Annotated in this window: 21 protein-coding genes; 9 read left to right on the forward strand and 12 right to left on the reverse strand. The window is 65.7% G+C overall.

Features of this window, described 5'->3' with window-relative positions; genetic code table 11:
• Nucleotides 1–137 precede the first annotated feature (137 nt).
• Entirely contained in the window at nt 138–1589 is a 1452-nt protein-coding gene (locus tag KDW55_RS00425) for a mannose-1-phosphate guanylyltransferase/mannose-6-phosphate isomerase (RefSeq protein ID WP_040143564.1), read from the reverse strand.
• A 363-nt stretch (nt 1590–1952) separates the two neighbouring features.
• On the opposite strand from KDW55_RS00425, the gene KDW55_RS00430 reads away from it, so the two are divergent.
• From KDW55_RS00430 to KDW55_RS00450, 5 genes are all read left to right on the forward strand, one after another.
• Nucleotides 1953–3824, forward strand: a complete 1872-nt coding sequence (locus KDW55_RS00430; RefSeq protein ID WP_040143565.1) for a nucleoside-diphosphate sugar epimerase/dehydratase — start codon at nt 1953–1955, stop codon at nt 3822–3824.
• Between the two features lie 94 nt (nt 3825–3918).
• Complete coding sequence (locus KDW55_RS00435; RefSeq protein ID WP_082721465.1) at nt 3919–5100, forward strand: glycosyltransferase family 1 protein; 1182 nt, start codon at nt 3919–3921, stop codon at nt 5098–5100.
• A gap of 40 nt (nt 5101–5140) precedes the next feature.
• A complete protein-coding gene (locus KDW55_RS00440; RefSeq protein WP_212159800.1) occupies nt 5141–6100 on the forward strand; it encodes an NAD-dependent epimerase/dehydratase family protein in 960 nt (319 codons plus the stop codon).
• Complete coding sequence (locus KDW55_RS00445; RefSeq protein WP_209821473.1) at nt 6097–7083, forward strand: glycosyltransferase family 4 protein; 987 nt, start codon at nt 6097–6099, stop codon at nt 7081–7083. The genes KDW55_RS00440 and KDW55_RS00445 overlap by 4 nt, the downstream gene beginning before the upstream one ends.
• A 280-nt stretch (nt 7084–7363) precedes the next feature.
• The gene (locus tag KDW55_RS00450; protein WP_212159801.1) at nt 7364–9733 is read left to right on the forward strand and encodes a protease pro-enzyme activation domain-containing protein; all 2370 of its coding nucleotides are present in this window, start codon (nt 7364–7366) and stop codon (nt 9731–9733) included.
• Between the two features lie 96 nt (nt 9734–9829).
• On the opposite strand, the gene KDW55_RS00455 is transcribed toward KDW55_RS00450, so the two are convergent.
• From KDW55_RS00455 to KDW55_RS00475, 5 genes are read right to left on the reverse strand one after another with little or no spacing between them, the layout of a single operon-like run.
• Nucleotides 9830–10936, reverse strand: a complete 1107-nt coding sequence (locus KDW55_RS00455; protein ID WP_069241044.1) for a glycosyltransferase — start codon at nt 10934–10936, stop codon at nt 9830–9832.
• A gap of 27 nt (nt 10937–10963) precedes the next feature.
• Entirely contained in the window at nt 10964–11986 is a 1023-nt protein-coding gene (gene galE / locus KDW55_RS00460) for a UDP-glucose 4-epimerase GalE (protein ID WP_040143570.1), read from the reverse strand.
• Nucleotides 11987–12000: 14 nt separating this feature from the next.
• Nucleotides 12001–13137, reverse strand: a complete 1137-nt coding sequence (locus tag KDW55_RS00465; RefSeq protein ID WP_040143571.1) for a glycosyltransferase family 4 protein — start codon at nt 13135–13137, stop codon at nt 12001–12003.
• A 43-nt stretch (nt 13138–13180) separates the two neighbouring features.
• Nucleotides 13181–14005 (reverse strand): glycosyltransferase, encoded by an 825-nt coding sequence (locus KDW55_RS00470; protein WP_209821475.1) that lies wholly within the window; start codon nt 14003–14005, stop codon nt 13181–13183.
• Complete coding sequence (locus KDW55_RS00475) at nt 14002–15258, reverse strand: oligosaccharide flippase family protein (protein ID WP_212159802.1); 1257 nt, start codon at nt 15256–15258, stop codon at nt 14002–14004. The genes KDW55_RS00470 and KDW55_RS00475 overlap by 4 nt, the downstream gene beginning before the upstream one ends.
• A 242-nt stretch (nt 15259–15500) precedes the next feature.
• Between KDW55_RS00475 and KDW55_RS00480 the strand changes: the two genes are divergently transcribed.
• The 4 genes from KDW55_RS00480 (at nt 15501) to waaA (ending at nt 20399) form a co-directional block, all read left to right on the forward strand.
• A complete protein-coding gene (locus tag KDW55_RS00480; protein WP_212159803.1) occupies nt 15501–16895 on the forward strand; it encodes a phosphomannomutase/phosphoglucomutase in 1395 nt (464 codons plus the stop codon).
• 109 nt (nt 16896–17004) lie between these two features.
• Nucleotides 17005–18066, forward strand: a complete 1062-nt coding sequence (gene waaC / locus KDW55_RS00485) for a lipopolysaccharide heptosyltransferase I (protein WP_315854893.1) — start codon at nt 17005–17007, stop codon at nt 18064–18066.
• Between the two features lie 61 nt (nt 18067–18127).
• Nucleotides 18128–19012: a Kdo hydroxylase family protein gene (locus tag KDW55_RS00490; protein ID WP_059543950.1), complete on the forward strand. Its 885-nt coding sequence runs from the start codon at nt 18128–18130 to the stop codon at nt 19010–19012.
• Nucleotides 19013–19049: 37 nt separating this feature from the next.
• Nucleotides 19050–20399: a lipid IV(A) 3-deoxy-D-manno-octulosonic acid transferase gene (gene waaA / locus KDW55_RS00495; protein ID WP_212159804.1), complete on the forward strand. Its 1350-nt coding sequence runs from the start codon at nt 19050–19052 to the stop codon at nt 20397–20399.
• Between the two features lie 53 nt (nt 20400–20452).
• On the opposite strand, the gene ureG is transcribed toward waaA, so the two are convergent.
• The 6 genes from ureG to ureA are packed head-to-tail and all read right to left on the reverse strand — an operon-like array spanning nt 20453 to nt 24818.
• Entirely contained in the window at nt 20453–21100 is a 648-nt protein-coding gene (ureG, locus tag KDW55_RS00500; protein WP_040143578.1) for an urease accessory protein UreG, read from the reverse strand.
• 18 nt (nt 21101–21118) lie between these two features.
• Complete coding sequence (locus KDW55_RS00505) at nt 21119–21799, reverse strand: urease accessory UreF family protein (RefSeq protein ID WP_209825001.1); 681 nt, start codon at nt 21797–21799, stop codon at nt 21119–21121.
• The gene (ureE, locus tag KDW55_RS00510) at nt 21786–22442 is read right to left on the reverse strand and encodes an urease accessory protein UreE (RefSeq protein WP_212197792.1); all 657 of its coding nucleotides are present in this window, start codon (nt 22440–22442) and stop codon (nt 21786–21788) included. The genes KDW55_RS00505 and ureE overlap by 14 nt, the downstream gene beginning before the upstream one ends.
• Nucleotides 22443–22460: 18 nt before the next feature.
• Nucleotides 22461–24167 carry an urease subunit alpha gene (gene ureC / locus KDW55_RS00515; RefSeq protein ID WP_040143581.1) on the reverse strand — a complete coding sequence of 569 codons (1707 nt, stop codon included), beginning with the start codon at nt 24165–24167 and terminating at the stop codon, nt 22461–22463.
• 28 nt (nt 24168–24195) lie between these two features.
• Nucleotides 24196–24501, reverse strand: a complete 306-nt coding sequence (locus KDW55_RS00520; protein ID WP_069241049.1) for an urease subunit beta — start codon at nt 24499–24501, stop codon at nt 24196–24198.
• A 14-nt stretch (nt 24502–24515) separates the two neighbouring features.
• Nucleotides 24516–24818, reverse strand: coding sequence for an urease subunit gamma (ureA, locus tag KDW55_RS00525; RefSeq protein ID WP_006048588.1), 303 nt, complete (start codon nt 24816–24818; stop codon nt 24516–24518).

Consider the following 24818-nt stretch of genomic DNA (forward strand, 5'->3'; position numbering starts at 1 on the left):
ATTCCTATGAACAGATCGTATGCGCGACGCCGGGCCCCGGCATTCGAGCGCGGGCCGCCGTGCGATGGCTCCGGGGAAAGCCGCCGCACCGCGGCGTTCACGCCGGGCGACCGGTGAATCGGCCCGCGTGGCCTCCGTCAGTTCGACGATGTGCGCCCGTAGACGTCTTCGAAGCGTACGATGTCGTCTTCGCCGAGATATTCACCGCACTGCACTTCGATCAGCACGAGATCGAGCACGCCGGGGTTGATCAGCCGATGCTTGTGACCGGCCGGAATGTAGGTCGATTCATTCGGTTGCAGCGAGATGACCTGTTCGCCGTTGACGACGTCGGCGCAACCGCTCACGACAACCCAGTGCTCGCTTCGATGGTGATGCATCTGCAGTGATAGCGAAGCGCCCGGTTTGACGACGATCCGCTTCATCTTGAAACGTTCGCCTTCCTCCAGCACCGTGTAGGTTCCCCACGGACGATGCACGGTGCGGTGTAGCCGGTACGCGCTGTGATTCGACTGCTTGAGCCCGGCGACGATGTGCTTGACGTCCTGTGCCCGTTGCGCGGAGGCGACGAGCAGTGCGTCCGGCGTATCGACGACGATCAGATCCTGCACGCCCACGAGGCCGACCATTCGATCCTCGCTCTGGACGAAGCAGTTGTCGGCATCGTGAAGTTGCGCGTTGCCGCTGATGCGGTTGCCGCGCTCGTCAGGGGCTGTGAGGCTGCTGATCGACAGCCACGAGCCGATGTCGCTCCAGCCGATGTCGCAAGGCACGACGTAGACGTTCGCGGAGCGCTCCATCACGGCGTAGTCGATCGAGATGCTCTCGGCTTCCCGGAACGCGGCGGGAGAGAGTTCGAGCGCGTAGTCCCCGTCGGACGACGCACTGCGCGACGCGGTATCGACCGCGTGGGCGACGGGAGCTGCAACGCCGGGTGCATGGCGCTCGAGTTCCGCGAGGATCGTTTCCGCGGTGAAGCAGAACATGCCCGCATTCCACAGATGACGCCCGTCCGCGACGAGCGCCTCGGCGACCGACAATTGCGGTTTTTCGACGAAACGGGTTACTTTCCGCGACGCGGGGCCGGAGGCCGGTGCCGCATCGTATTCGATATAGCCGTAGCCGGTTTCGGGGCTGGTCGGATGAATACCGAACGTTACGATTTGGCCGTCGGCGGCAGCGGCGGCGCCTTGCTGCACCGCAGCATCAAAGGCCGCCTGATCGGCCACGAGGTGGTCTGCCGGCAGTACCAGCATCACGGCTTCGGGGCCGTGCTCGCGGCGGATCAGTTCCGCTGCGGCGCCGATGGCGGCGGCCGTATTGCGGGCCTCGGGTTCGAGCACGAAGCCTAGCCGGACCCCGGATTCACGCACATTCGTGCATTCGTCCTTCGTCAGGAAGTAGGTTTCGCGGTTCGTGACAATCACGATTTCGCGTGTTGCGGTTGCCTGCGCGGCACGAAGATAGGTCTTCTGGAGCAGGCTTTGCCCGTCAGCAAGGCGCAACAGCGGCTTGGGAAACGCTTCGCGCGACACGGGCCACAACCGGGTGCCCGCGCCACCGCAGATGATGACGGGTATGATATTCATTGATTCGATCTGGTTACGATCCGTTTACGGCATGGTGCGGGACCATCGGAAGGCTGGGATTCTAGCGGATTTCCCACTGCCAAACCATGGCGCCATACATATCGTTACGGAAGTTGCACTGCACGAAAACAACAACAAATTGAAACGGGGTATCGTGCTCGGAGCACGTCGGCCACGACATGCAGCTATCCGAATTTGCCTGTTTGTTCCGTATATCGGCATAATTCCGACCGGTTCACGGCGATCGTGCGCGGGATGTCCTCCAGCCGATCCGCACACTATACGACATGGCCAAGCGGCCGGACCGGGCGCACGATGGTCTCCGCACAGTAGTTAACGTTCTGTTTCACTAGGATCTCACGCATGCTTCGATTCAAACCGTCGTGGCGGTCACTGAGCGTATTCGGATTCGATTTGCTCGCCGTCGCCGCCGCATGGATATCGGCTTACGTGATTCGTTTCAATGGCGCCGTGCCGATGGAATTTTTGCACGGCTGCCTCATTGCGCTGGCGGGTGTCGTCCCGACCTATGCGATCCTGTTCCGTATCTGCGGCTTGTATCGCGGCATGTGGGTATTCGCGAGCCTGCCCGATCTGATCCGAATCGCGAAGGCGGTCGCCATCGGCGCGCTGCTGGTGATGATCGGTGCAGTGATGCTGCAGCCGAGCCCGATCATCCCGCGTTCGGTTTTGCTCGTTTCGCCGCTGCTGCTGTTTCTGATGGTGGGCGGCGCGCGTGCGCTGTACAGGACGGTGAAGGAATTCTATCGATACGGCGGTCTTGTCGCGCAAGGCAAACCGGTTGTCGTGCTGGGTGCGGGCACGGCCGGCGCGAATCTCGCGCGCGAGCTGTCGCGGTCGGCCGAATGGCGCCTGATCGGACTCCTGGACGATGACCCGGCCAAACGCGGCCGGGAGATCTATGGCTACAAGGTGCTCGGTGCCTTTGACGAGCTGCCCCATTTTGCCGACACGCTGCGCGTCGAAACCGCGATCATCGCGATCCCGTCCGCGCCGGTCGAGGTGCAGCGACGCGTTGCGACGCTGTGCGTACGGGCGGGCGTTCGCGCGATGGTGCTGCCGGCGCTTGCCGACGTCGCGCACGGGCAGGCCGCGCTGTCGCGCGTGCGCCAGATCGATCTCGAAGATTTGCTCGGTCGCGAGCCCGTGTCGATCGATACCGCTCACGTCAATGAGCTGCTGCGCGGACGAGTCGTGATGGTGACTGGCGCAGGCGGCTCCATCGGCTCGGAGCTGTGCCGTCAGATTCTGCGGTTCGAGCCGGCGCAGCTGGTTGCATTTGACCTGTCCGAGTATGCGATTTACCGGCTGACGGAAGACCTGCACGAACGTTTTCCCGGTGTCGATGTCGTGCCGATCGTGGGCGATGCGAAGGACTCCCTGCTGCTGGACGAAGTATTTCGCCGCCATGCGCCGCATATCGTTTTCCATGCGGCTGCCTACAAGCATGTTCCGCTGATGGAAGAGCTCAACGCTTGGCAGGCCGTTCGCAACAACGTGCTCGGTACCTACCGAGTCGCCCGTGCTGCAACGCGTCATGCGACGCGCCACTTCGTGCTGATCTCGACGGACAAGGCCGTCAACCCGACGAACGTGATGGGCGCGAGCAAGCGGCTGGCGGAAATGGCCTGCCAGGCACTGCAGCAGTCAAGTTCGACGCAATTCGAGACGGTTCGCTTCGGCAACGTGCTCGGAAGCGCCGGCAGCGTCATTCCGAAGTTTCAGCAGCAGATCGCAAAGGGTGGCCCGGTGACGGTCACCCATCCGGAGGTCACGCGCTTCTTCATGACGATTCCGGAGGCGTCGCAATTGGTGTTGCAGGCTTCCAGTATGGGGCTGGGCGGCGAGATCTTCGTGCTCGACATGGGGCAACCGGTCAGGATCGTCGATCTGGCACGCGACCTGATTCGTCTCTACGGCCTCGACGAAAACCAGATTCGCATCTCGTTTTCGGGCCTCCGACCCGGTGAAAAATTGTATGAAGAATTACTCGCCGATGACGAGACGGCGACCCGCACGCCGCACCCGAAATTGCGCATTGCGCGTGCGCGCGAAGTGCCGGATCACTTGCTCGACGAGCTTTTGCCGTGGCTGATGCAGAATCGCGTGCTATCCGACGACGAAGTAAGACGCGATCTGCGTCGCTGGGTGCCTGAATACCAGCCGACGACCATGCCGCAGTTGCAGTCTGTCGTGTCGGCGCGGTCCGCCTGACCACCGAAGTCCATCCTCCCTATTCCTCACGCGGCGCCGCTACCTGTCCTCGGATGGGTGACGGTGCCGCCAAGCTTGTGTGGCCCTCGCTCGCATGAAACTGCTTTTCGATCTCAATTCGCTGCGCCCGCCCCGAAGCGGCATCGGATATTACACACAACATTTGCTTGAAGGGCTGCTGCGGCGCAGCGACGTCGAGGATGTAGCCGGTTGGGTGGGGCGTACGGTATTTCAGGGCGAGCATCTGGAAGCAATGATGGTTGACCAGTCGTCGCTGCAAAAGGCCGTCCAGTTTCGCGACGGAATGACCGCCAGCTTGTTGCAGAAATCGCGCTCGATTCCCGGGCTGTATCGCCTGCGCACGGTCGTGCGCAATTCTGCATCGCGCAGCCTGCGCAGGGACTTCGCGCGACGCGGTTATCTCTATCACGAGACGAACTTCGTCGCGTCGCGCTATCGAGGCCCGAATGTGGTGACCGTGCACGACGTGTCCCACCGGCGCCACCCGGAGTTCCATCCGCGGGTTGCCGTCAACTACCTCGATCACGGCCTGCCGCGCTCGCTGCGTCAGGCCGGTGCGATCATCGTCGACAGCCTGTACACGAAGAAGGAACTGCTCGACATCTATGACGTTCCGGAGGAGCGGGTGGTACCGATTCATCTCGGCGTCGAGCCGGTTTTCCGCCCCTACGCTGAGGAAGAATGCCGTCCCGCGCTGGACGCGCTCGGCATTCAGTCGCGGCGCTTCGTGCTATCGGTCTGCACATTGCAGCCGCGCAAGAACCTGCAGCGGCTCGTGGAGGGGTTCGCACGATTGCCGGAGGAACTGCGCAGAATGTATCCGCTGGTGCTCGTCGGCGCGGACGGCTGGAAGAATTCGGAATTGATGTCGTGTATCGAGCCGCTCGCCCGCGCGGGACAGATCATTTCGCCCGGATACCTGTCGCGCGCGAGCCTGCTGCACCTGTTTGCGTCCGCGGCGGTTTTCGCGTATCCGTCGCTGTACGAAGGATTCGGTCTGCCGGTCGCGGAGGCGATGGCGAGCGGAACGCCTGTGCTGACGTCGAACGTGACGTCTATCCCGGAGGTTACGAACGGCGCTGCGCTGGAGGTGGATCCGTATTCGGTCGATGAAATCGAGGCGGGGCTCGAGCGTTTGCTGACGGATGCCGCGTTGCGTCACCTGCTCGTGGAAAAAGGGTTGACGCGAGCAGCGGAATTGACATGGGATGCAACGGTCGACAAGACGTGCGCGGTCTATCATTCACTCGTCTGATATGCGGGCGGCGACAACCGCCGAGGATGGAGCAATTGCAATGCGGATTGGCGTGAGCGGGGCGAACGGTTTCGTAGGGCGCGCGCTGGTGCAGGCGTTGTGCGACGCAGGGTACGAGGTCGCCGCGCTCGTCCGGCGCCATGCCGGCGATATCGATGCGCGGGCGACCGAGTGTGTGATCGCGGACGACAATTTCGCGAGCGTCGCACTCGGACAGCCGCCTTTGCCATCGTGCACTGCGTTCGTGCATCTCGCCGCACGCGTGCACATGCTCCATGACGATGCGGCCGATCCGCTGAGCTCGTATCGGGCTGCGAACGTCCAGGGTGCGCTCAATGCACTCGAGGCCGCCCGACGGGCCGGGGCGGCCCGCTTCGTGTTTGTGAGCAGCGTGAAGGCGCTTGGCGAACACGAGTATGGCGGCCCGTTACGGGAGGACGATGTGCCTCGCCCCGCCGATCCTTACGGCAATTCGAAGTACGAGGCGGAAGTCGCGTTGCGCGCTGCGTGCGCGGCATGCGGAATCGAATTGACGATCGTGCGGCCTCCGCTCGTGTACGGGCCGGGCGTGCGAGCGAATTTTCTCGGCCTGATGCGCGCGGTCGCGCGTGGGGTGCCATTGCCGCTCGGGGCCGCGCACGCGCGGCGCAGCATGGTGTATATCGGCAATCTCGTCGATGCGTTACGGTTCCTGGCGACGCGTGAGGATGCGACGGAGGGTGTATTCCACGTCACTGATGGAAACGACCAGTCCGTTTCGGAACTCGTCATGGGTATTGCCGCTGCACTCGGCCGGCCGCCGCGTCTCGTGCCTGTCCCCCTCGTATGGCTGCGCGCCGCGGGCGCCGTGACCGGCCGCCGCGCGGTGGTCGACCGGCTGACCAGCCCGCTGCGGATCGACGGTGCGCGTCTGCGCGCACTCGGATGGACGCCGCCGTTTGCCGTCCACGAGGGGTTGGCGCGGACGGTAGCGGACTTTGCAAAGGGTACCGGCGCATGATCGTATCGCTGCCAATCGTGGCGGTTGCCGTGTTTGCGGCATGCGCCAGCTTCGCGATGCTCGTGTGGATGCTGAAGTCCGGCCTTGCGTGGCGACTTGCGGTCGATGTGCCGAACCAGCGCTCTCTTCACGAACGCCCGGTGCCGCGCGTTGGCGGATGGGGCGTCATGTGTTCGGCGCTTCCGTTGATCGCGCTCGGCGTGCCGGGATTCGGCTGGGCCGCGCTCGGCGCGTTCGTGCTGGCCGTCGTGTCGTTGATCGACGACCGGCGCGGCCTGTCCGCCCGGGCGCGTTTCAGCGTGCATGTGCTGGGGGCAGCCGGTGCCGTCTGGGCCTCATCAATCGAACTGCCGCTCTGGGCGATTGTCCTGGTCGTCGTCGCGCTCGTGTGGATCGTAAACCTCTATAACTTCATGGACGGCGCGAACGGCCTCGCGGCCGGCATGACGGTGCTCGGCTTCGGAACCTATGCGATCGCGGCGGCGCGCGTCGCGCCGGAACTGGCCACGGCGAGTGGCGTGGTCGCTGGCGCGGGACTGGGTTTTCTCGTACTCAATTTCGGCGCGGCGAAGGTGTTTCTCGGCGACGTCGGATCGATTCCGCTAGGCTTCTTGGCCGGCGCGTTCGGACTGTGGGGCTGGCAGCATGGCGTCTGGCCGGTATGGTTCGTCGGAATGGCGTTCGCGCCCTTCATCGCCGATGCATCCGTGACGCTGATGCGCCGCTTGTTGCGGGGGGAGAAGGTCTGGCAGGCGCATCGCGAACATGCGTATCAGAGACTGGTGCGTACGCTCGGGTCGCACGTACCGGTGGCACTGCTGTATTACGCGTTGATGGTCGGCGGTTCAGCGGCAGGGCTCGCAGCGCTGCAACTTCGTTCCGTGGCCGCGCAGTGGGCCGTAGTAGTTGCATGGTATGCACTGCTCGGCGTCGTCGGCGCGTGGATCGACTGGCGCTGGCGCAAGTCCGGGCTGACACGTTGACATCGCGTTATAACCGGCAGCGGCCGGTATATTGAATATCGCATAACGGACAGCGTCGAATCTCTGTCCGATCGTACGTTCCCACGCCAGTACTCGCGCGGCGCCATGGTCCGGGCCGGTCGCGTCAGCCGATTTTGCTCGCAGCCGCCCGCGTTGATCCGTCGCGTTCGTTTGACCATTGGCCGATTCCTTCCTATGTTTTCCTCAAGGTAACCGTGCGATTGCCGTAAAGAAAAAGGTGAAAAGCCAAAATACGAGCTCTACGGTCAATACCACTTCAATGAAAACGGAACAACTTGCCAGGGGAATGGGCGCGGCGCTCATGGTGCTCGCGCTTGCGGGCTGTGGCGGCGGCGACGACGCGAGCCCGGCGGTGGCCACGGCGCAGGCCGGCAAACTATCGGCGTTGCGAGCCACCGGCAATGCGGTGAGCGCGGCGCCGATGAGCACGACGGCGCCGGTGCATGTTGCGCTGGTCCTCAAGCTGAATGACCAGGCCGGGCTGAATCGCTTCGTGCAGGATGCGCGAACACCGGGCAGCCCCAACTTCGGCGCCGTGCTGACCTCCGCACAAATTGCCGCACAGTACGCACCGACCGCCGGTCAGGTCGCCACTGTGAAGGCTTATCTGGCAAGTAAGGGCTTCACGAACATCACCGCCGCCGGCAACAACATGATCGTGGAAGCCGATGCACCGGCCGGTGTGGTATCCGATGTCTTCCGGACGACGCTCGTACCGGTCGCAATGGCAGATGGCACCAGCACCCACATCAACACCGCCCCCGAGACGGTGCCCGATGCGATCAGCGGTACCGTTCAGGGCGTTCTCGGACTCGATACCGCAACCCGCCTGCGTCCGAATTTCGTGCGCGCGTCCAGCGCAGCTGCCGCGCCGACGGTCAATGCGTCACCGACGACCTCCGCGGTCACGGTCGGTCACGGTCCGACCCAATTTCCGTCGATCTATTCCGTCGGCAGCACGCCGACGGCCGCCAACACCACGGTCGGTATCATCGCCGTCGGCGACGTGACGCAGCCGGTCATCGACCTGGCAACGTTTGAGAGCAACAATCGACTGCCCGCAGTTCCCGTTTCAGTGATTCATGCCGGGTCGTCTGGCACGGACACAAGTGCGAATCTCGAATGGTCGCTCGATAGCCAGACAATCGTCGGGATGTCCGGCGGCCTCAAGCAACTCAATTTCTACGTTGCCCGGTCGTTTGCCTGGAGCGACATCGCCGTGGCGATCAACCGTGCCGTGAGCGACAACACGGCCCGGGTCATCAACATGTCGATCGGCGGTTGCGAGAACTGGGCGCCGACAGCGTCCATGGACACGCTATTCCAGCTCGCCGTCGCGCAAGGGCAGACTTTTTCGGTCAGCTCCGGGGATTCGGGTAGCGTGGCATATGGCTGTACGGGAACGTCCGTGCAATATCCCGCGACCTCCCCATATGTCGTGGCAGTGGGCGGGACGTCGCTCTATACGAACGCGAACGGCGGCTACGCGGGCGAGACGGCCTGGGACGGCAGCGGCGGCGGTATCAGCGGCATCGAGCCGATTCCGTCTTGGCAGTCCAACGTTCCGGCGCTCAGGGGGCGCGCTTTCCGCGGTATGCCCGACATCGCGTTCGACGCAGATCCGAACAGCGGGGCGCTCATCGTTGTCGGCGGGCAACTTGAGTTGGTCGGCGGTACGAGCCTGTCCGCACCGCTTTTTGCCGCGACGTGGGCCCGTATGACGTCCAGCGCTTGCGCGACGAATCTCGGTTTTGCGGCGCCGACTCTGTACAGTGCCCAGGCCACGGTTTCGTCGGCCTTTCGCGATATCACCAACGGATCGAACGGCGCATACAGTGCGGGTTCGGGATGGGACTTCGTGACTGGCTGGGGCACACCGAACATCAGCGTTCTGTATTCCGCGATATGCGTGCCGACGGCGCCGATCTACGGCGGGGTGATCAACGCAGGGACGACCCTCAGGCCTGGGCAAATCGTGTATTCGGGTACCCAAAGCCACCAGCTGACCATGCAGAATGACGGCAACCTCGTGCTTTACAACACGACGAACGGCACCCCCGTGTGGAATTCCGGCACGTTCGGAAATGCCGGCGCGTATGCAGTCTTCCAGACCGATGGCAATTTCGTGGTGTACGGTCCGAGCGGCAACCCGCTCTGGAACTCGGCCACCAGCAGCACGTCCTACGGCCAGTATCTCGCAGTCCAGGACGACGGCAACATGGTGGTGTACCGATCGTCCGTCCCGGTATTCACCACCTCGACCCCTGCCAGCGTCTATACGAACTCGTCAAGCGGTCCGGCCGTCTGGAAGGGGGGTGTCGCCCTCGGCAGCGGCCAGAGTTTTACCTCCGGCAATGGCGCGAACGTGTTGGTCATGCAGGGTGACGGGAATCTGGTGCTGCTTCGCCAGGGCGTAGCGCAGTGGAGTTCGGGTACTTATGGTCATCCGGGCGCATCTGCGGCGATGCAGTGGGACGGCAATCTGGTTGTCTATAGTTCGACTGGCGTGCCGCTCTGGTATTCCGGCACCAGCGGTAATGCAGGCGCGGCGACGTATATTCAGGACGATGGCAACGTTGTCATCTACGCGCCAATGGCACGCTGGGCCACGAATACGGCAGGCGCCTAGTATCGAATTCGTGTCCGTCGTTGCTTGCGGCAGCGACGTCACGGCCCGTCACCGCGGCGGGCCGTGACGCGCCGTGGCGTGAGTTCCTGCCGCGCGTCAATGCCCCCGCCGTTCCTTCCTCACCACCATCCACCGCGGCACCCTGAATCTCACGATGCTGAGATAGAGCCACACATAAGTCAGCGCGAACAGCACGACAAAAACGAACAGGTGCACCGTATGCCGCCAGAACAGCGTCGCCGGAATCACCGCAACGAGGCACAGCAGCCACAGATATGGTGAAGTCAGCGAGTTCCGCCGCGTCAGATCGTGCGCATGCTTGGTCCCCACGGCCCACCGCATCAGCCGCTTGTATACGAGCATGTGCAAATGCACGCCATCCGGAATCCCCGGCGACATCCCGCGGATGAACTTCTTCCGATAGATGGAGAAGCATGTCTCGAAGATCGGATACATGAACAGCAGCACCGGATACCAAGCCGATACTTCGCGATTGCGCATCACGAGCATGATCGCGAGCTCGGCCAGCATGAATCCGATGAAATACGCGCCGCCGTCGCCGAGAAAGATCAGCCCGGCCGGGAAGTTCCACAGGAAGAAACCGAGCACGGCGCCCATCATGATGATCGACGCGGACATCACGACCGGGTCGCCCACGTGGAACGCGACATACGCGAGCGACGCGAACATCATGAAGCTGACCATCGACGCGAGACCGTTGAACCCGTCGATGATGTTGATCGCGTTCGCCAGCGCCGCGACTGCGAGCACCGTGATGAACGCGGAAATCGCCACGTAACCGAGCAGGAAATCGAGCGGCGGCACGCTGATGCGCTTGACCGCAATGCCCATCAGCCAGAACGCGAGCGCGGCCGCGCCCATCGTGCACAGCAGCCGCGCGCGCGGCGACACGCGCTTGGTGAGGTCTTCGACGAGCCCCGACAGGAATGCCGGCATCCCGCACGCGGCGATCCCCAGAATGCTGCCGGCGATCGTCGGATAGCGCCGCGACAGGATCAGCGCAGCAATGACGACTCCGGCGAGGATCCCGATGCCCCCGACGCGCGGCACCGGCCGCACATGGAATTTCTGCACGCCGGCGAGGTCGCTGTCGACCGAGAATTTCTCGTGCAGATGCGCATAGCGCACGATGAACAAGGTGACGAGCAGGGAGACGATGAAGCCGGACGCGAAGCTGAGCATGGGATCGCTCGGAAAATGGACAGCGGATTATACAAAACCGCGCGGGTTCCCCTCCTGCCATTTCCAGTGGTCGGCGCACATGTCTTCGATCCCGAGCGTTGCGCGCCAGCCGATGATCTCGGCAGCCGCCTGCGGGTTCGCATAGCATTCGGCGATGTCGCCGGGGCGGCGCGCGACGAGTTCGTACGGCACCGGCCGGCCGGACGCCTTCTCGAACGCGCGCACGACTTCGAGCACGCTGTAGCCCTGGCCGGTGCCGAGGTTCACGACGAAGCTCGCATCGCGTTTCGCGAGCGCGTCGAGCGCGGCAATGTGCCCCTTCGCAAGATCGACGACGTGAATGTAGTCGCGCACGCCGGTGCCGTCCGGCGTCGGGTAATCGGAGCCGAACACGCGCAGCTTCTCGAGCTTGCCGACCGCGACCTGCGCGACGTACGGCATCAGGTTGTTCGGGATGCCGGCCGGATCTTCGCCGATCAGCCCGCTCGAATGCGCACCGACCGGATTGAAGTAGCGCAGCGTCGCGATGCGCCATGACGGGTCCGACACTTCGAGGTCGCGCAGGATTTGCTCGGCAATCAGTTTCGACTGGCCGTACGGATTGGTTGCGGACAGCGGGAACGATTCGTCGATTGGCGAGCGCTCGGGCACGCCGTACACGGTCGCCGACGAACTGAACACGAACTGCCGCACGTTGCGCTCGCGCATGATCTTGAGCACGGAAAGCAGCCCGCCGAGGTTGTTCTGGTAGTACTCGAGCGGCTTCGCGACCGATTCGCCAACGGCCTTGAGTGCCGCGAAATGGATCGTGCCGGTGATCTGATGCGCATCGAACACCTTCGCGAGCGCGGCTTCGTCGCACACGTCGACCTGGTGGAATGCCGGCGTCTTGCCGGTGATGCGCTCGATGCGGCGCACGGCTTCGGCCTTGCTGTTGACGAGGTTGTCGACGATCACGACATCGTAGCCGTTGTCGAGCAGCTCGACGGCGGTGTGCGAGCCGATATAGCCCGCACCGCCGGTAACGAGGATGGTGCCTTTAGCGGTCATGCTGATGTGCTCCTTCAGAGTGTGATGCCGGTCAATGCGTGAATGGTTTGCCGGTAGCGTTCGACGACCTGCTGCTCGTCGAATTCCGCGGCCACCTTGCGGCGTCCGCGCGCGCCCATCGCGTCGCGCCCCGCGTTGCCCAATTCGATCGTGCGAATCAGCTGCTCCGCGAGGCTCGCGCTGTCGCGCACGCGGCACAGGAACCCGGTTTCGCCATCGGCGACGACGTCACGGCAGCCCGGCACGTCGGTCGCGACGATCGGGCGGCCCATCGCCGATGCTTCCATCAGCGTGCGCGGCACGCCTTCGCGGTACGAAGGCAGCACGACGCAGTCGGCCGCCGCGATGTGCGGGCGCACATCGTGCGCCTCGCCGAGATACTCGACGACGCCTTCGCCGACCCACGCATCGACGTCCGCGCGGCCGATCGCGCTCGGGTTGTCGACGCCGAGCGGCCCCAGCAACCGGAAGCGCGCGTCCGGATAACGGGCACGCACGACGCGCGCGGCCTCGACGTACTCGCGCACGCCCTTGTCCCACAGCAGCCGGCCGATCAGGATGAACACCGGCCCGTTGCCGGCAGGCAGCGGCACCGGCGCGAACTGCTCCAGATCGACACCTTCGCCGTGCAGCAGGCGCGCGCGCTCGGGATGCGCGAGCAACCGCTCGTCGGTGAAGGTCGCGAGATCGTCGCGGTTGAGAAACCAGACTTCGCGCGGAAAGCGGAACGCGAACCGGTACAGGCGCTTCGCGACGCTGGCCGCGCGGCTCTTCTGGATGAACACGTAACCGAGGCCGGTCGTGACCGCGATCGACGGCACGCGTGCGAGCCATGCGGCGATCGACCCGTAGATGTTCGGCTTGATCGTGTAATGAAACACGAGATCGGGCTTCAGCGCGCGGTAATGGCGCACCAGCGCGGCGAGCGTGCCGAGGTCCTCGCGCGGGCTCGTGCCCTTCGACGCGACTGCGAGCCTGACGTAGCGGCAGCCCATCTGCTCGAGCAGCGGCACCGTGCGGTCGTGCGGTGCGATCACGATGACCTCCGCACCACGCGCGACAAGCGCACGAATCAACCCGTGGCGGTACGTGTAGATCGCCCAGGCCGTGTTGCAGACGAGCGCGATGCGCAGCGAGGAGGTAGCGGACATGAAAAAAAAGAAAAAATAAAGCGCCGAAAATGCCGGAGACGGGCTATGCGGACGGCCGCGCCGCGAACAGCGTCTGCTTGATCCGCTGCAGCGTACGGTACGGCATCACGAAATGCAGCAGGTTCTTGGCGAGGCCGGCCCAGTCGTACGGGTTCAGCACGTTGAAGTGACGCAGCAGCAGCGACAGCGTCGACATCAGCTGGCGGCGGCGCTTGGTCGCGCTGATCCCGCCCTCGTTGAGCTCATAGTAGAGGCCGAGCTCGGGCAGGTTCGCGCAATCGTAACGTTGCATTAACCGTAAAAAAAGATCGAGATCCTCTGCCGCACGGTATTTCGCGCGGTAGTTGCCGACTTCGCGCACGGCATCGATGCGCAGCATGACCGACGGATGCACGAGCGGCGAGCGCAGGAAGCGCGTGCGACGCAGCGTGCGCGGATCGGCGGGCGGCGTCAGCATGAAGCGCGGCTCGCCGGCGCGCGACACGACCTGCGTCCACATGCCGACGCACGCGACGCGCGGGTGGGCGTCGAGGTAGGCGCGCTGCTTCGCGAGGCGCTGCGGCACGGCGAGATCGCCTGCATCGATCCGCGCCGCATAGCGGAAGCCTCGCACGGCGAGCGCATCGATGCCGGCCTCGAGCGCGCGCTCGATGCCGCCGTTGCGCGGCATGCGCAGCACCTCGATCGCGAGGCCGGGCAAATCGGGCGCGACGATCGGCGGCGTGCTGCCGTCGTCGACGATCAGCACGTGCACCGGCCCGTCCTCGCGAAACGACGCGAGGGTGCGCACGACGTCGTCGTGGCCGTTGTAGGCGGGCATCAGCACGGCCACGTCGTCGAGCACGGGCGGGCAAGCGGAAGACGTCATGGGCGCAGCTTGAAACGAATGTAATAGAAGTTAACGGTGGCGGCGGCGACATAGCCGGTCGCGAGCCCGACGAGCGCGCCGTACAGGCCGAGCCGCGGGATCGCGAACACGTTGACGAGCGCGGCGATCGCGAGCGCGAGCACCCATTTCGCCAGCAACACGAATTTTGCTTGATATTTGAGAACGATAAGATTGCCTATCGCCTCGATGCCGGCCGGCACGGACAGCCAGACCGCCCAGCGGAAGATGTCGACCGACGCCTCGTAGCCGCGGCCGAACACCTTGCCGACGATGAGCGGTGCGGCCGCGTCCAGTACGAGCGCGCCGGCCGTCATCACGCCGGCCGTCATCGCGATCAGCCGGACGATGTTGCGGCGCAGCCGCGCGACGTCCTGCACGCGGTACACGAATGCGGGTGCGATGGTCTGCGCGAGCATCAGCGCTAGCGTGATCCAGTTCTCGTTGAGCTGCTGGGCCGCCGCGTAGCGGCCAAGGTCGGCGAACGACACGTGACGCTCGAGCATCAGCCGATCGAGCTTCAGGAACAGGTACATGCAGATCAGCCCGAGCCAGAACACGGTGCCGGCCGTCGCAAAGTGTCCGAACAGCGGTTTGTCGAACGTCCAGCCGAGCGTGCCGCCGTTACGATGGCGGTAGTAGAGCAGCAGCGCGAAGCCGATCGCAGCGGCTTCCAGCGCCCACAGCCACGCAAAGCGGGCCGGGCCGGCGGCTGCGCGCACCAGCAGCCACACGAGCAGCGCCTTGACCAGCGCGGTGACCATGCTCGTCACGAGCTGCGGCTTGCTGTAGGTCATGCTCTGCAGCCACGCGTTGATCACGCCGACGAACGGCTCGCGGAACACCATCGTGACCGCGAGGCCCGCGAGCATCGCGCCGACGAGCGGATCGAACGCGCCGGCCGCGATCGCGATCCAGGTCGCGACGAGCGCGGCGGCCGACACGCCGATGCGCAGCGCGAACGCACTGCCGAGCACCGCGCCGAGTTGCGCGGGCGGGCGCTGGACGATGGTCGGAACCAGGATTTCGGCGCCGCACACCCAGGTGAGCGGTGCCAGTACGAGGAGAAGCGTATTCGCATACTGCCATTTGCCGAACACGTCCGGCCCGAAATATCGGGCCAGAAGGCCGCTGATCGCGATCGCGACGCCGATTTGCGTGAGCCGTTCGAGCCCGAGCCAGACGAGGTTCGCGACGGCCTTCGCGACGTCCGGATTGCCGAATCGCTTCAGCATGCGGGGCAGCCGCATGCATGCGAGGCGGCCGGCAGGGCGCCCGAAGGCGGCAGGTGGGCGGCGGCGGAACGGCTAGGCATTAAAATGGACGGAATTCGCGTCATCAAAACCCGCGATTATAAGTGGGATCGGGACTGCGCCAGCCGTCCCGTTCCTGATAGCGCCGGGCCCGCATGTATGATGCCGGGCATGCGCGAAAGGCGGCCAGATTATTTTCCATGCACGCAACCGAGAGAGAACTCATGATCTCCCAATCCATCTTCAAGGCATATGACATCCGCGGCGTGGTCGGCAAGACGCTCGACGCCGACACGGCGCGCGCGATCGGCCGCGCATTCGGCAGCGAAGTGCGCGCACAGGGCGGCGATGCGGTCGTCGTCGCGCGCGACGGGCGCCTGTCGGGGCCCGAGCTGGTCGGCGCACTCGCCGATGGCCTGCGTGCGGCAGGCGTCGACGTGGTCGACGTCGGCATGGTGCCCACGCCGGTCGGCTATTTCGCGGCGAGCGTGCCGCTCGCATTGAAGGGCGGCGAGCGTCGCGTCGATTCGTGCATCGTCGTCACGGGCAGTCACAATCCGCCGGACTACAACGGCTTCAAGATGGTGTTGCGCGGCGCGGCGATCTACGGCGAGCAGATCCAGGCGCTGTACCGCCGCATCGTCGACCAACGCTATGAAACGGGCAGCGGCTCGTTCGAAGCGTTCGACGTCGCGGACCAGTACGTCGCGCGCATCGTCGGCGACGTGAAACTCGCGCGCCCGCTGAAGCTCGTGGTGGATGCCGGCAACGGCGTCGCGGGCCCGCTTGCGACGCGCCTGTTCAAGGCGCTCGGCTGTGAGCTCGTCGAGCGTTTCACCGACATCGACGGCACGTTCCCGAACCACCATCCGGATCCCGCCCACCCGGAAAACCTGCAGGACGTGATCCAGGCGCTGAAGGACACCGATGCCGAACTCGGCTTCGCGTTCGACGGCGACGGCGACCGCCTCGGCGTCGTCACGAAGGACGGTCAGATCATCTATCCGGACCGTCAGCTGATGCTGTTCGCGGAAGAAGTGCTGTCGCGCAACCCGGGCGCGCAGATCATCTACGACGTGAAGTGCACGCGCCATCTCGCGCAATGGGTGAAGGAGAAGGGCGGCGAGCCGCTGATGTGGAAGACGGGCCATTCGCTCGTCAAGGCGAAGCTGCGCGAGACGGGCGCACCGCTCGCGGGCGAGATGAGCGGCCACGTGTTCTTCAAGGATCGCTGGTATGGCTTCGACGATGGTCTCTACACCGGTGCGCGCCTGCTGGAAATCCTCGCGAAGACGGCCGACCCGAGCGCTGTGCTCAACGCGCTGCCGGATGCGATGAGCACGCCCGAATTGCAGCTCAAGCTCGAGGAAGGCGAAAACTTCCAGCTGATCGACAAGCTGCAAAAGGAAGCGAAGTTCGACGGCGCCGACGAAGTCGTGACGATCGACGGGCTGCGCGTCGAGTATCCGGACGGTTTCGGCCTCGCGCGTTCGTCGAACACGACGCCGGTAGTGGTGTTGCGGTTCGAGTCCGAGACGCAGGAGGGCCTGCAGCGCATCCAGGCGGATTTCCGCCGCGTGCTGACGGCCGCGAAGCCGGACGTCAAGCTCCCGTTCTGAACCCGGGCGGCCTGCGGGCTGCCCGCGGCACGGCGGTCGAGCGAATCGGCGCGCCATCCCCGAAAAGCGGCGCATGTCACGGGCATGCGGCCGCTTTTTGTCTGTGTGACTGTCCGGGCGCGATAAAATCGCGTCTTTATGCCTGTCGCCGGCCGTCCGCCGGCGTTTTTTCAGCGTGCAAAAGATCCTGATCGTGCGCGTGTCGTCTCTGGGCGACGTCGTGCACAACATGCCGGTGATCGCCGATATCCGGCGTCGCCACCCCGATGCGCAGATCGACTGGCTCGTCGAGGAGAGCTTCGTCGACCTCGTGCGCCTTGTCGACGGCGTGCGCGACGTGCTGCCGTTCTCGCTGCGCCGCTGGCGCAAGAAGCCGTTCTCGGGTGCGACGTGGCGCGAGATCCGCGCGTTCCGCAAGCGGCTCGCGGCCGAGCAGTACGACCTCGTGATCGACTGCCAGGGGCTCATCAAGACGGCGTGGGTCGCAAGCTGGGCGCGCGGCCCGCTCGCCGGCCTCGGCAACCGCACCGACGGCGCGGGCTATGAGTGGCCGGTGCGCTTCTTCTATCGCAAGCGCGTGCCGATCGCGCCGCGCACGCACGTGGTCGAGCGTTCGCGCCAGCTCGTCGCGGCCGCGCTCGGCGACCCGGCGCCGACCCCGGCCGATCCGGTCGACTTCGGCCTCGATACGCGCGCGGCCGCGCTCGCGGTCGCGGCGCTCGGGCTGAACCTGCCGGTGCCGTACGTGGTGTTCGTGCACGCGACGTCGCGCGCGGACAAGCAGTGGCCCGACGCCGCATGGATCGATCTCGGGCAGGCGCTCGTGCGGCGCGGCGCGTCGCTCGTGCTGCCGTGGGGCAACGACGCGGAGCGCGCGACCAGCGAGCGGCTCGCGAAGGAGTTCGGTGCGGCCGCGATCGTGCCGCCGAAGCTGTCGCTGCCCGCCGTGGTCGGGCTGATCGACGGCGCGGCCGCAACGGTCGGGGTTGATACAGGTCTGGTTCACATCGCGGCGGCGCTGAAGCGCCCGACCGTCGAACTGTACAATTTCGCGACGGCGTGGCGCACCGGCGGCTACTGGTCGCCGAACGTCGTCAATCTCGGCACGGCGGGGCAGCCACCATCGATCGCGCAGGTGAAGGCGGCGCTCGCGGGCTTCGGCCTGCTCTGATGCGTGCTGCGTCCGCCATGCCCGTCCCGCCATTGCCGCCTGTCATGCACGCGAACCGATCATGAGCGAATCCCAGATCATCGAAGTCTCGTCCGCCGACTGGAGCGGACACAACCTGTCGGCGCCGCGCGAGCAGCTGCTGGCCGCGGTCGAGGAGGGCAAGGTGCTGTATTTCCCGCACCTGCGCTTCGCGATCGAAGGCGGCGAGGAAGCGCTGCTCGATCCGGCGCTTGCCGACCCGAAACGCAAGAACATCAGTCTCGCGCCGAACGGCGGCGCGCTCGCCGGTGTGCTCGGCGACAGCGTCACGCAGTCGGCCGTGCGCGCGCTGGTCGCGCGCTTTCAGCAGCAGGCCGGCACGCTTGTCGACGGCCTGTTCCCCGAATACCGCGGCAAGCTGCGCGTCGCGCCGACGAGCCTGCGACTGATGCAGGTCGAGACGCGTCAGACGTCGTGGCGCAAGGACGACAGCCGGCTGCACGTCGACGCATTCCCGTCGCGGCCGAATTACGGCGAGCGGATCCTGCGCGTGTTCACGAACGTGAATCCGGCCGGGCAGCCGCGCGTGTGGCGTGTCGGCGAGCCGTTCGAGGACGTCGCGAAGCGTTTCCTGCCGAAGATCCGTCCGCAATTGCCGGGCTCGGCGTGGCTGCTGAACCTGTTGCACGTGACGAAGTCGCCGCGCAGCGCGTACGACCACCTGATGCTGAACCTGCACGACGGGATGAAGGCCGATCTTGACTACCAGAAGACATGTCCGCAGCAGACGATGCCGTTTCCGCCGGGCAGCGTGTGGATATGTTTCTCCGATCAGACTTCGCACGCTGTGATGTCCGGCCAGTTCATGCTCGAGCAGACCTTTTTCCTGCCGGTCGACGCGATGGTGCGCCGCGAATGCGCGCCGCTCGGGATTCTCGAGCGCCTGACCGGCAGGACGCTGGTTTGAGCGCGCGCCAGTTTCGACGCAACATGGGGGCCGCCGCATGCTGAGGGCGATCTATCGCGCGCTGTGGTGGCTCGTCACGCCGATCGCGGTGATCCGGCTGCTCGTGCGCTCGCGCAAGGAGCGCGGCTATCGCGAACACATCGGCGAACGTTTCGGTCACGTCGCGGGCCGTTCACCGGACGATCGCGCGCCGCTGATTTGGGTGCATGCGGTGTCGGTCGGCGAGACGCGTGCCGCGCAGCCGTTGATCGATGCGCTGATGCGTGCGCGTCCCGACGCGCGCATCCTGCTCACGCACATGACGCCGAGCGGCCGCGCGACCGGCGAGCAGATCTTCGGCGATCGCGTGCTGCGCTGCTATCTGCCGTACGACATGCCGGGCGCGGTGCGGCGCTTCCTGCGCGCGTGGCGGCCGACGCTCGGCCTCGTGATGGAAACCGAGGTATGGCCGACGCTGATCGACGAGTGCCGACGCGCAGACGTGCCGCTCGTGCTGACGAATGCGCGGATGTCCGCGCGTTCGCATCGGCGCGCGGCGAAGTTCGGCGCGGCGACGCGCGACGTGTTCGGCGGCTTCTCGCGCGTGCTCGCGCAGAGCCCCGCGGATGCGGAGCGGCTGACGTCGCTCGGCGCCCGCAACGTGACGGTGCTCGGCAATCTGAAATTCGACATGACAACCCCGCCGGAACTCGCGGCGCGCGGCCATGCATGGCGCGATGCGATCGGCACGCGGCCGGTATGGGTTGCGGCGAGCACGCGTGAAAACGAGGAGGCGCTGGTACTGCAGGCGTTCGCCGCAATGAAAACGCCCGATGCACTGCTGATTCTCGTGCCGCGTCATCCGCAGCGCTTTGCCGAAGTCGAGGCACTGGTCGCGCGCAACGGCTTCAAGTGCGTACGGCGTTCGGTGTGGGGCGCGGATGCGGCGGCGCTCGCGGCCGGCCGGCCCGCCGCGGCTGAACCGTTGCCCGCCGACGTGACGGTGTTGCTTGGCGATTCGATGGGTGAGCTCGGTGCGTATTACGCGGCAGCCGATGTCGCGTTCATCGGCGGCAGCCTGCTGCCGCTCGGCGGGCAGAACCTGATCGAGGCCTGTGCGGTCGGCGTGCCGGTGCTGATCGGTCCGCACGTGTTCAACTTCACGCAGGCGACAGCCGATGCGGTCGCTGCGGGCGCCGCGCTGCAGGTCGCGGATCCGCTCGATCTCGCGCACGTGCTCGACGCGTTGTTCGCCGATCATGCGCGGCGTGTCGCGATGGGTGCGGCCGGCGCCGCGTTCGCATCGCGTCATCGCGGCGCGACCGCGCGTTCGGTCGATGTGCTCGCGGCGTTGCTGCCGCCGGTCGAGCGCGGCGCGCAATCGCTGCAGCACGCAGCCGGCGATTGAGCGGGGCGGTGCAACGCCGCCCCAGCGCGGATGAGGCGGCGGCGCGCTGCCGTTCACACCGTCAGCAATCCTTTCTTCTCGATGAACGCGACGACGTCAGCGACGCCTTCGAGCGCCTTCAGGTTCGTCATCACATAGGGCCGCTCGCCACGCATTTTCTTCGTGTCGGACGCCATCACGTCGAGGTTCGCGCCGACGAGCGGTGCGAGATCGGTCTTGTTGATCACGAGCAGGTCGGATTTCGTGATGCCGGGGCCGCCCTTGCGCGGAATCTTCTCGCCGCCCGCGACGTCGATCACGTAGATCGTCAGGTCGGACAGCTCGGGGCTGAACGTTGCCGCGAGATTGTCGCCGCCCGATTCGATGAACACGATGTCGGCATCCGGAAAGCGCGACAGCATCCGGTCGACCGCCTCGAGGTTGATCGACGCATCCTCGCGGATTGCCGTGTGCGGGCAGCCGCCCGTCTCGACGCCCATGATGCGCTCCTCGGGCAGCGCGCCCGCGACCGTCAGCAGGCGCTGATCTTCCTTCGTGTAGATGTCGTTCGTGATCGCGACGAGGTCGTAACGCTCGCGCATCGCCTTGCACAGCATTTCGAGCAGCGTGGTCTTGCCGGAGCCGACGGGGCCGCCGATGCCGACGCGCAACGGCGGCAGTTTCTTCGTGCGGCGGGTAGAGGAGGAGGCGGGTGCGTTCATGGTGTGAGGCGTCGTGGTTCAGGAGCGGAACAACCGCGAATACTGGGTTTCGTGCCGTGCCGACAGAATGCCGAGCTGCGGCGCGAACGTGTTGATCGCGTCGGGCGGTGTCGCGAGCGCGCGGCGCACGGCCGCGTCGATCGCATCCCGCAGTGCGACGATGATGCGCTGCCCCGCGAGCTGGCCAAGCGGCACGGCCTTCAGCGCGGCAGCGGTCTGGTTTTCGATCCAGCCGAACGCATACGCGGCGAGCACGGCTTCGGGGCGCGCGTCGTGCGCGGCGGCCGCGTAAGCGAATGCAGTCGGCAGCGCGATCGGCGTGAGCGATGCGAGCGTCGCGCGGCGGGCGGGATCGCCCCATTCGAGCGACGCGCACAGCTGCGCGAGCGACCAGCCCATCTGCTCGGTCTCGCGGCGCAGTTCGGCCGACTCGCGGCTCGCGACGAACCACGCGTTCTCGCGGGCGAGCGCGGCGGGCTCATGCGTTTGCCAGCGCGCGAGCTGGTGAGCGAGGAACGGCAATTCGCCGTGCGCGAGCACGTCGACGAGCCCGCTCGCGATCCAGTCGCGCGCGGTGTCGGCGTCGCGGATCAGGTTCGCGTCGAGCGCGGCTTCGAAGCCCTGCGAGTAGCTGAACGCGCCGATCGGCAGTGCGGGCGACGCGAGATGCAGCAGCGCGACGAGCTCAGTGGTGGTCATGACCGTGGTGGCCGTGCGCACAGCCGGGGCCATGCTGATGATCGTGATCGTGATCGTGATCGTGGTCGTGCGAGTGCGAGTGCGAGTGCGAGTGCGAGTGCGAGTGCGAGTGCGAGTGCGAATGGCCGTGATGTTCGCCGAACACCTGTTGCGCGAGCGCGTAGTCTTCCGCGAACGTCGCATCGTGGCCGTGCTTGTGACCGCCGCCGTACGCACCGGCTTCCGGCTGGAACGGTGCGCTCGTTTCGTTGACCTGCGTGCCGAGCCGGCGCAGCATGTCCGCGAGCACCGGATCGGCTTCGAGCTTCAGATACCCGTCGCCGATCTCGACCGGCGTGTGGCGATTGCCTAGATGATACGCAGCACGCGTCAGCGTGAGCGGATCGGCGGCGCGCACGAGCAGCACGGTCTCGGGCGCCGCGGCGATCCGCACGAGCGCACCGTCGTCGGCGACGAGCACGTCGCCGTCGCGCAGCACGGTGCCGCGGGGCAGCAGGAGCGCGACGTCCTCGCCGGTGTCGAGCGTCGCGGCGAGACGGCTCTTGCAGCGGGCCTCGTACGTGAGCGTGAGCGTCGGCGCGCGCGCGACGAGCGATGCGGCGAGCTTCACGTTCGGGGCGATGCGTTTATCAAGGGTGCGCATGGAACGAAAAAACGGAAATCAGAACAGGAAATAACGCTGTGCCATCGGCAGCACCGTCGCCGGCTCGCAGGTGAGCAACTGGCCGTCGGCGATCACGTCGTAAGTTTCGGGATCGACGCTGATCGACGGCCGCCATGCGTTGTGGATCATGTCGGCCTTCGTCACGTTGCGGCAGTTGCGCACCGGCACGATGTGCTTCGCGAGCCCGTAGCGCTCGGCGATGCCAGCGTCGGCCGCCATCTGCGACACGAACGTCAGCGACGTGCGCGCGAGCGCGCCGCCGCGCGTTGCGAACATTTCGCGGTAGTGGACCGGCTGCGGCGTCGGGATCGACGCGTTCGGGTCGCCCATCTGCGCCATCGCGATCATTCCGCCTTTGAGGATCATCGACGGCTTGATTCCGAAGAATGCGGGTTCCCACAGCACGAGGTCGGCCCACTTGCCCGGTTCGATCGAACCGACTTCGTGAGCAATGCCGTGCGTGATCGCCGGGTTGATCGTGTACTTCGCGACGTAGCGCTTCGCGCGGAAGTTGTCGTTGCGCGCGTTGTCTTCCGGCAGCGCGCCGCGCTGCACCTTCATCTTGTGCGCGGTCTGCCACGTGCGGATGATGACTTCGCCGACGCGGCCCATCGCCTGCGAGTCGGAGGACAGCATCGACAGCGCGCCGAGATCGTGCAGGATGTCCTCGGCCGCGATCGTCTCGCGGCGAATCCGCGACTCGGCGAACGCGAGATCTTCGGCGATCGACGGATCGAGGTGATGGCACACCATCAGCATGTCGAGATGCTCGTCGAGCGTATTGATCGTGTACGGCCGCGTCGGGTTCGTCGACGACGGCAACACGTTCGCCTCGCCGCACACCTTCAGGATGTCCGGCGCGTGGCCGCCGCCCGCGCCTTCGGTGTGGTACGTGTGGATCGTGCGGCCCTTGAACGCGGCGACCGTCGATTCGACGAAGCCGCCTTCGTTCAGCGTGTCGGTGTGAATCGCGACCTGCGTGTCGGTGTCGTCCGCGACCGACAGGCAGTTGTCGATCGCGGCCGGCGTCGTGCCCCAGTCCTCGTGCAGCTTCAGCCCGATCGCGCCGGCTGCGATCTGTTCGACGAGCGGCTGCGGCAGGCTCGCGTTGCCCTTGCCGAGAAAGCCGAGGTTGATCGGCCAGCCGTCGGCCGCCTGCAGCATCCGCTCCATGTGCCACGGCCCCGGCGTGCAGGTCGTAGCGTTGGTGCCGGTGGCCGGCCCCGTGCCGCCGCCGAGCATCGTCGTGACACCCGACGCGAGCGCCTCGTCGATCTGTTGCGGGCTGATGAAGTGGATGTGCGTGTCGATGCCGCCGGCCGTGACGATCAGCCCTTCGCCGGCGATCACTTCGGTCGCGGCGCCGATCGCAATCGTCACGCCAGGCTGGATGTCCGGATTGCCGGCCTTGCCGATCGCGGCGATGCGGCCGTGCTTGATCGCGATGTCGGCCTTCACGATGCCCCAGTGATCGAGGATCACCGCGTTCGTAATGATCGTGTCGGGCACGTCGGCGGCCACGCGCTGCGACTGGCCCATCCCGTCGCGGATCACCTTCCCGCCGCCGAATTTCACTTCCTCGCCGTAAGTGGTGAAGTCGCGTTCGATCTCGATCAGCAATTCGGTGTCGGCGAGCCGCACGCGGTCGCCCGTCGTCGGCCCGAACATTTCCGCGTACGCGCGGCGGCTCAAGCGTAATGTCATGTGCTGTTCCTGAAGAGCGGTGGGCGGCTTACAGCGGCCCCATCACCTTGCCTTGAAAACCGTAGACGGCGCGTTCGCCGGCCAGCTCGACGAGCTCGACGGTGCGTGTCTGGCCTGGCTCGAAGCGCACCGCGGTGCCGGCCGCGATGTTGAGCCGGAAGCCGCGCGCGGCCGCGCGATCGAACGACAGCGCGTCGTTGACTTCGAAGAAGTGGTAGTGCGAGCCGACCTGCACCGGGCGGTCGCCGGTATTTGCGACGACGAGCGACAGCGTCGCGCGGCCCGCGTTCAGTTCGTGCTCGCCGTCGTCGGTGAGGATTTCGCCGGGAATCATGCGCGGGGCCCTGGTCACGGAATCGGGTGGTGGACGGTGACGAGCTTGGTGCCGTCCGGGAAGGTCGCTTCGACCTGGATGTCGGGGATCATCTCCGGCACACCTTCCATTACGTCGTCGCGCGTGAGCAGCGTCGTGCCGTAGTGCATCACTTCGGCGACGGTCTTGCCATCGCGTGCGGCTTCCATCAGTGCGGCGGTGATGAACGCGACCGCTTCCGGATAGTTGAGCTTGAGCCCGCGCGCGCGCCGGCGCTCGGCCAGCAGCGCCGCCGTGAAGATCAGCAGCTTGTCCTTTTCTCGGGGAGTCAGTTTCAT

This window comes from Burkholderia sp. AU19243, assembly GCF_018148075.1.
GTDB lineage: Bacteria > Pseudomonadota > Gammaproteobacteria > Burkholderiales > Burkholderiaceae > Burkholderia > Burkholderia latens_A.

What these genes read in the sequence shown, in the direction of transcription:
- ureG (WP_040143578.1), bottom strand. Translation starts at nt 21,100, where the DNA reads ATGAACGCACCCGCCTCCTCCTCTACCCGCCGCACGAAGAAACTGCCG.
- KDW55_RS00520 (WP_069241049.1), bottom strand. Translation starts at nt 24,501, where the DNA reads ATGATTCCCGGCGAAATCCTCACCGACGACGGCGAGCACGAACTGAAC.
- KDW55_RS00425 (WP_040143564.1), bottom strand. Translation starts at nt 1,589, where the DNA reads ATGAATATCATACCCGTCATCATCTGCGGTGGCGCGGGCACCCGGTTG.
- KDW55_RS00445 (WP_209821473.1), top strand. Translation starts at nt 6,097, where the DNA reads ATGATCGTATCGCTGCCAATCGTGGCGGTTGCCGTGTTTGCGGCATGC.
- KDW55_RS00475 (WP_212159802.1), bottom strand. Translation starts at nt 15,258, where the DNA reads ATGCTGAAGCGATTCGGCAATCCGGACGTCGCGAAGGCCGTCGCGAAC.
- ureA (WP_006048588.1), bottom strand. Translation starts at nt 24,818, where the DNA reads ATGAAACTGACTCCCCGAGAAAAGGACAAGCTGCTGATCTTCACGGCG.
- galE (WP_040143570.1), bottom strand. Translation starts at nt 11,986, where the DNA reads ATGACCGCTAAAGGCACCATCCTCGTTACCGGCGGTGCGGGCTATATC.
- waaA (WP_212159804.1), top strand. Translation starts at nt 19,050, where the DNA reads ATGCTGAGGGCGATCTATCGCGCGCTGTGGTGGCTCGTCACGCCGATC.
- KDW55_RS00480 (WP_212159803.1), top strand. Translation starts at nt 15,501, where the DNA reads ATGATCTCCCAATCCATCTTCAAGGCATATGACATCCGCGGCGTGGTC.
- KDW55_RS00470 (WP_209821475.1), bottom strand. Translation starts at nt 14,005, where the DNA reads ATGACGTCTTCCGCTTGCCCGCCCGTGCTCGACGACGTGGCCGTGCTG.
- ureE (WP_212197792.1), bottom strand. Translation starts at nt 22,442, where the DNA reads ATGCGCACCCTTGATAAACGCATCGCCCCGAACGTGAAGCTCGCCGCA.
- KDW55_RS00490 (WP_059543950.1), top strand. Translation starts at nt 18,128, where the DNA reads ATGAGCGAATCCCAGATCATCGAAGTCTCGTCCGCCGACTGGAGCGGA.
- ureC (WP_040143581.1), bottom strand. Translation starts at nt 24,167, where the DNA reads ATGACATTACGCTTGAGCCGCCGCGCGTACGCGGAAATGTTCGGGCCG.
- KDW55_RS00430 (WP_040143565.1), top strand. Translation starts at nt 1,953, where the DNA reads ATGCTTCGATTCAAACCGTCGTGGCGGTCACTGAGCGTATTCGGATTC.
- KDW55_RS00505 (WP_209825001.1), bottom strand. Translation starts at nt 21,799, where the DNA reads ATGACCACCACTGAGCTCGTCGCGCTGCTGCATCTCGCGTCGCCCGCA.
- KDW55_RS00440 (WP_212159800.1), top strand. Translation starts at nt 5,141, where the DNA reads ATGCGGATTGGCGTGAGCGGGGCGAACGGTTTCGTAGGGCGCGCGCTG.
- KDW55_RS00465 (WP_040143571.1), bottom strand. Translation starts at nt 13,137, where the DNA reads ATGTCCGCTACCTCCTCGCTGCGCATCGCGCTCGTCTGCAACACGGCC.
- KDW55_RS00450 (WP_212159801.1), top strand. Translation starts at nt 7,364, where the DNA reads ATGAAAACGGAACAACTTGCCAGGGGAATGGGCGCGGCGCTCATGGTG.
- KDW55_RS00455 (WP_069241044.1), bottom strand. Translation starts at nt 10,936, where the DNA reads ATGCTCAGCTTCGCGTCCGGCTTCATCGTCTCCCTGCTCGTCACCTTG.
- KDW55_RS00435 (WP_082721465.1), top strand. Translation starts at nt 3,919, where the DNA reads ATGAAACTGCTTTTCGATCTCAATTCGCTGCGCCCGCCCCGAAGCGGC.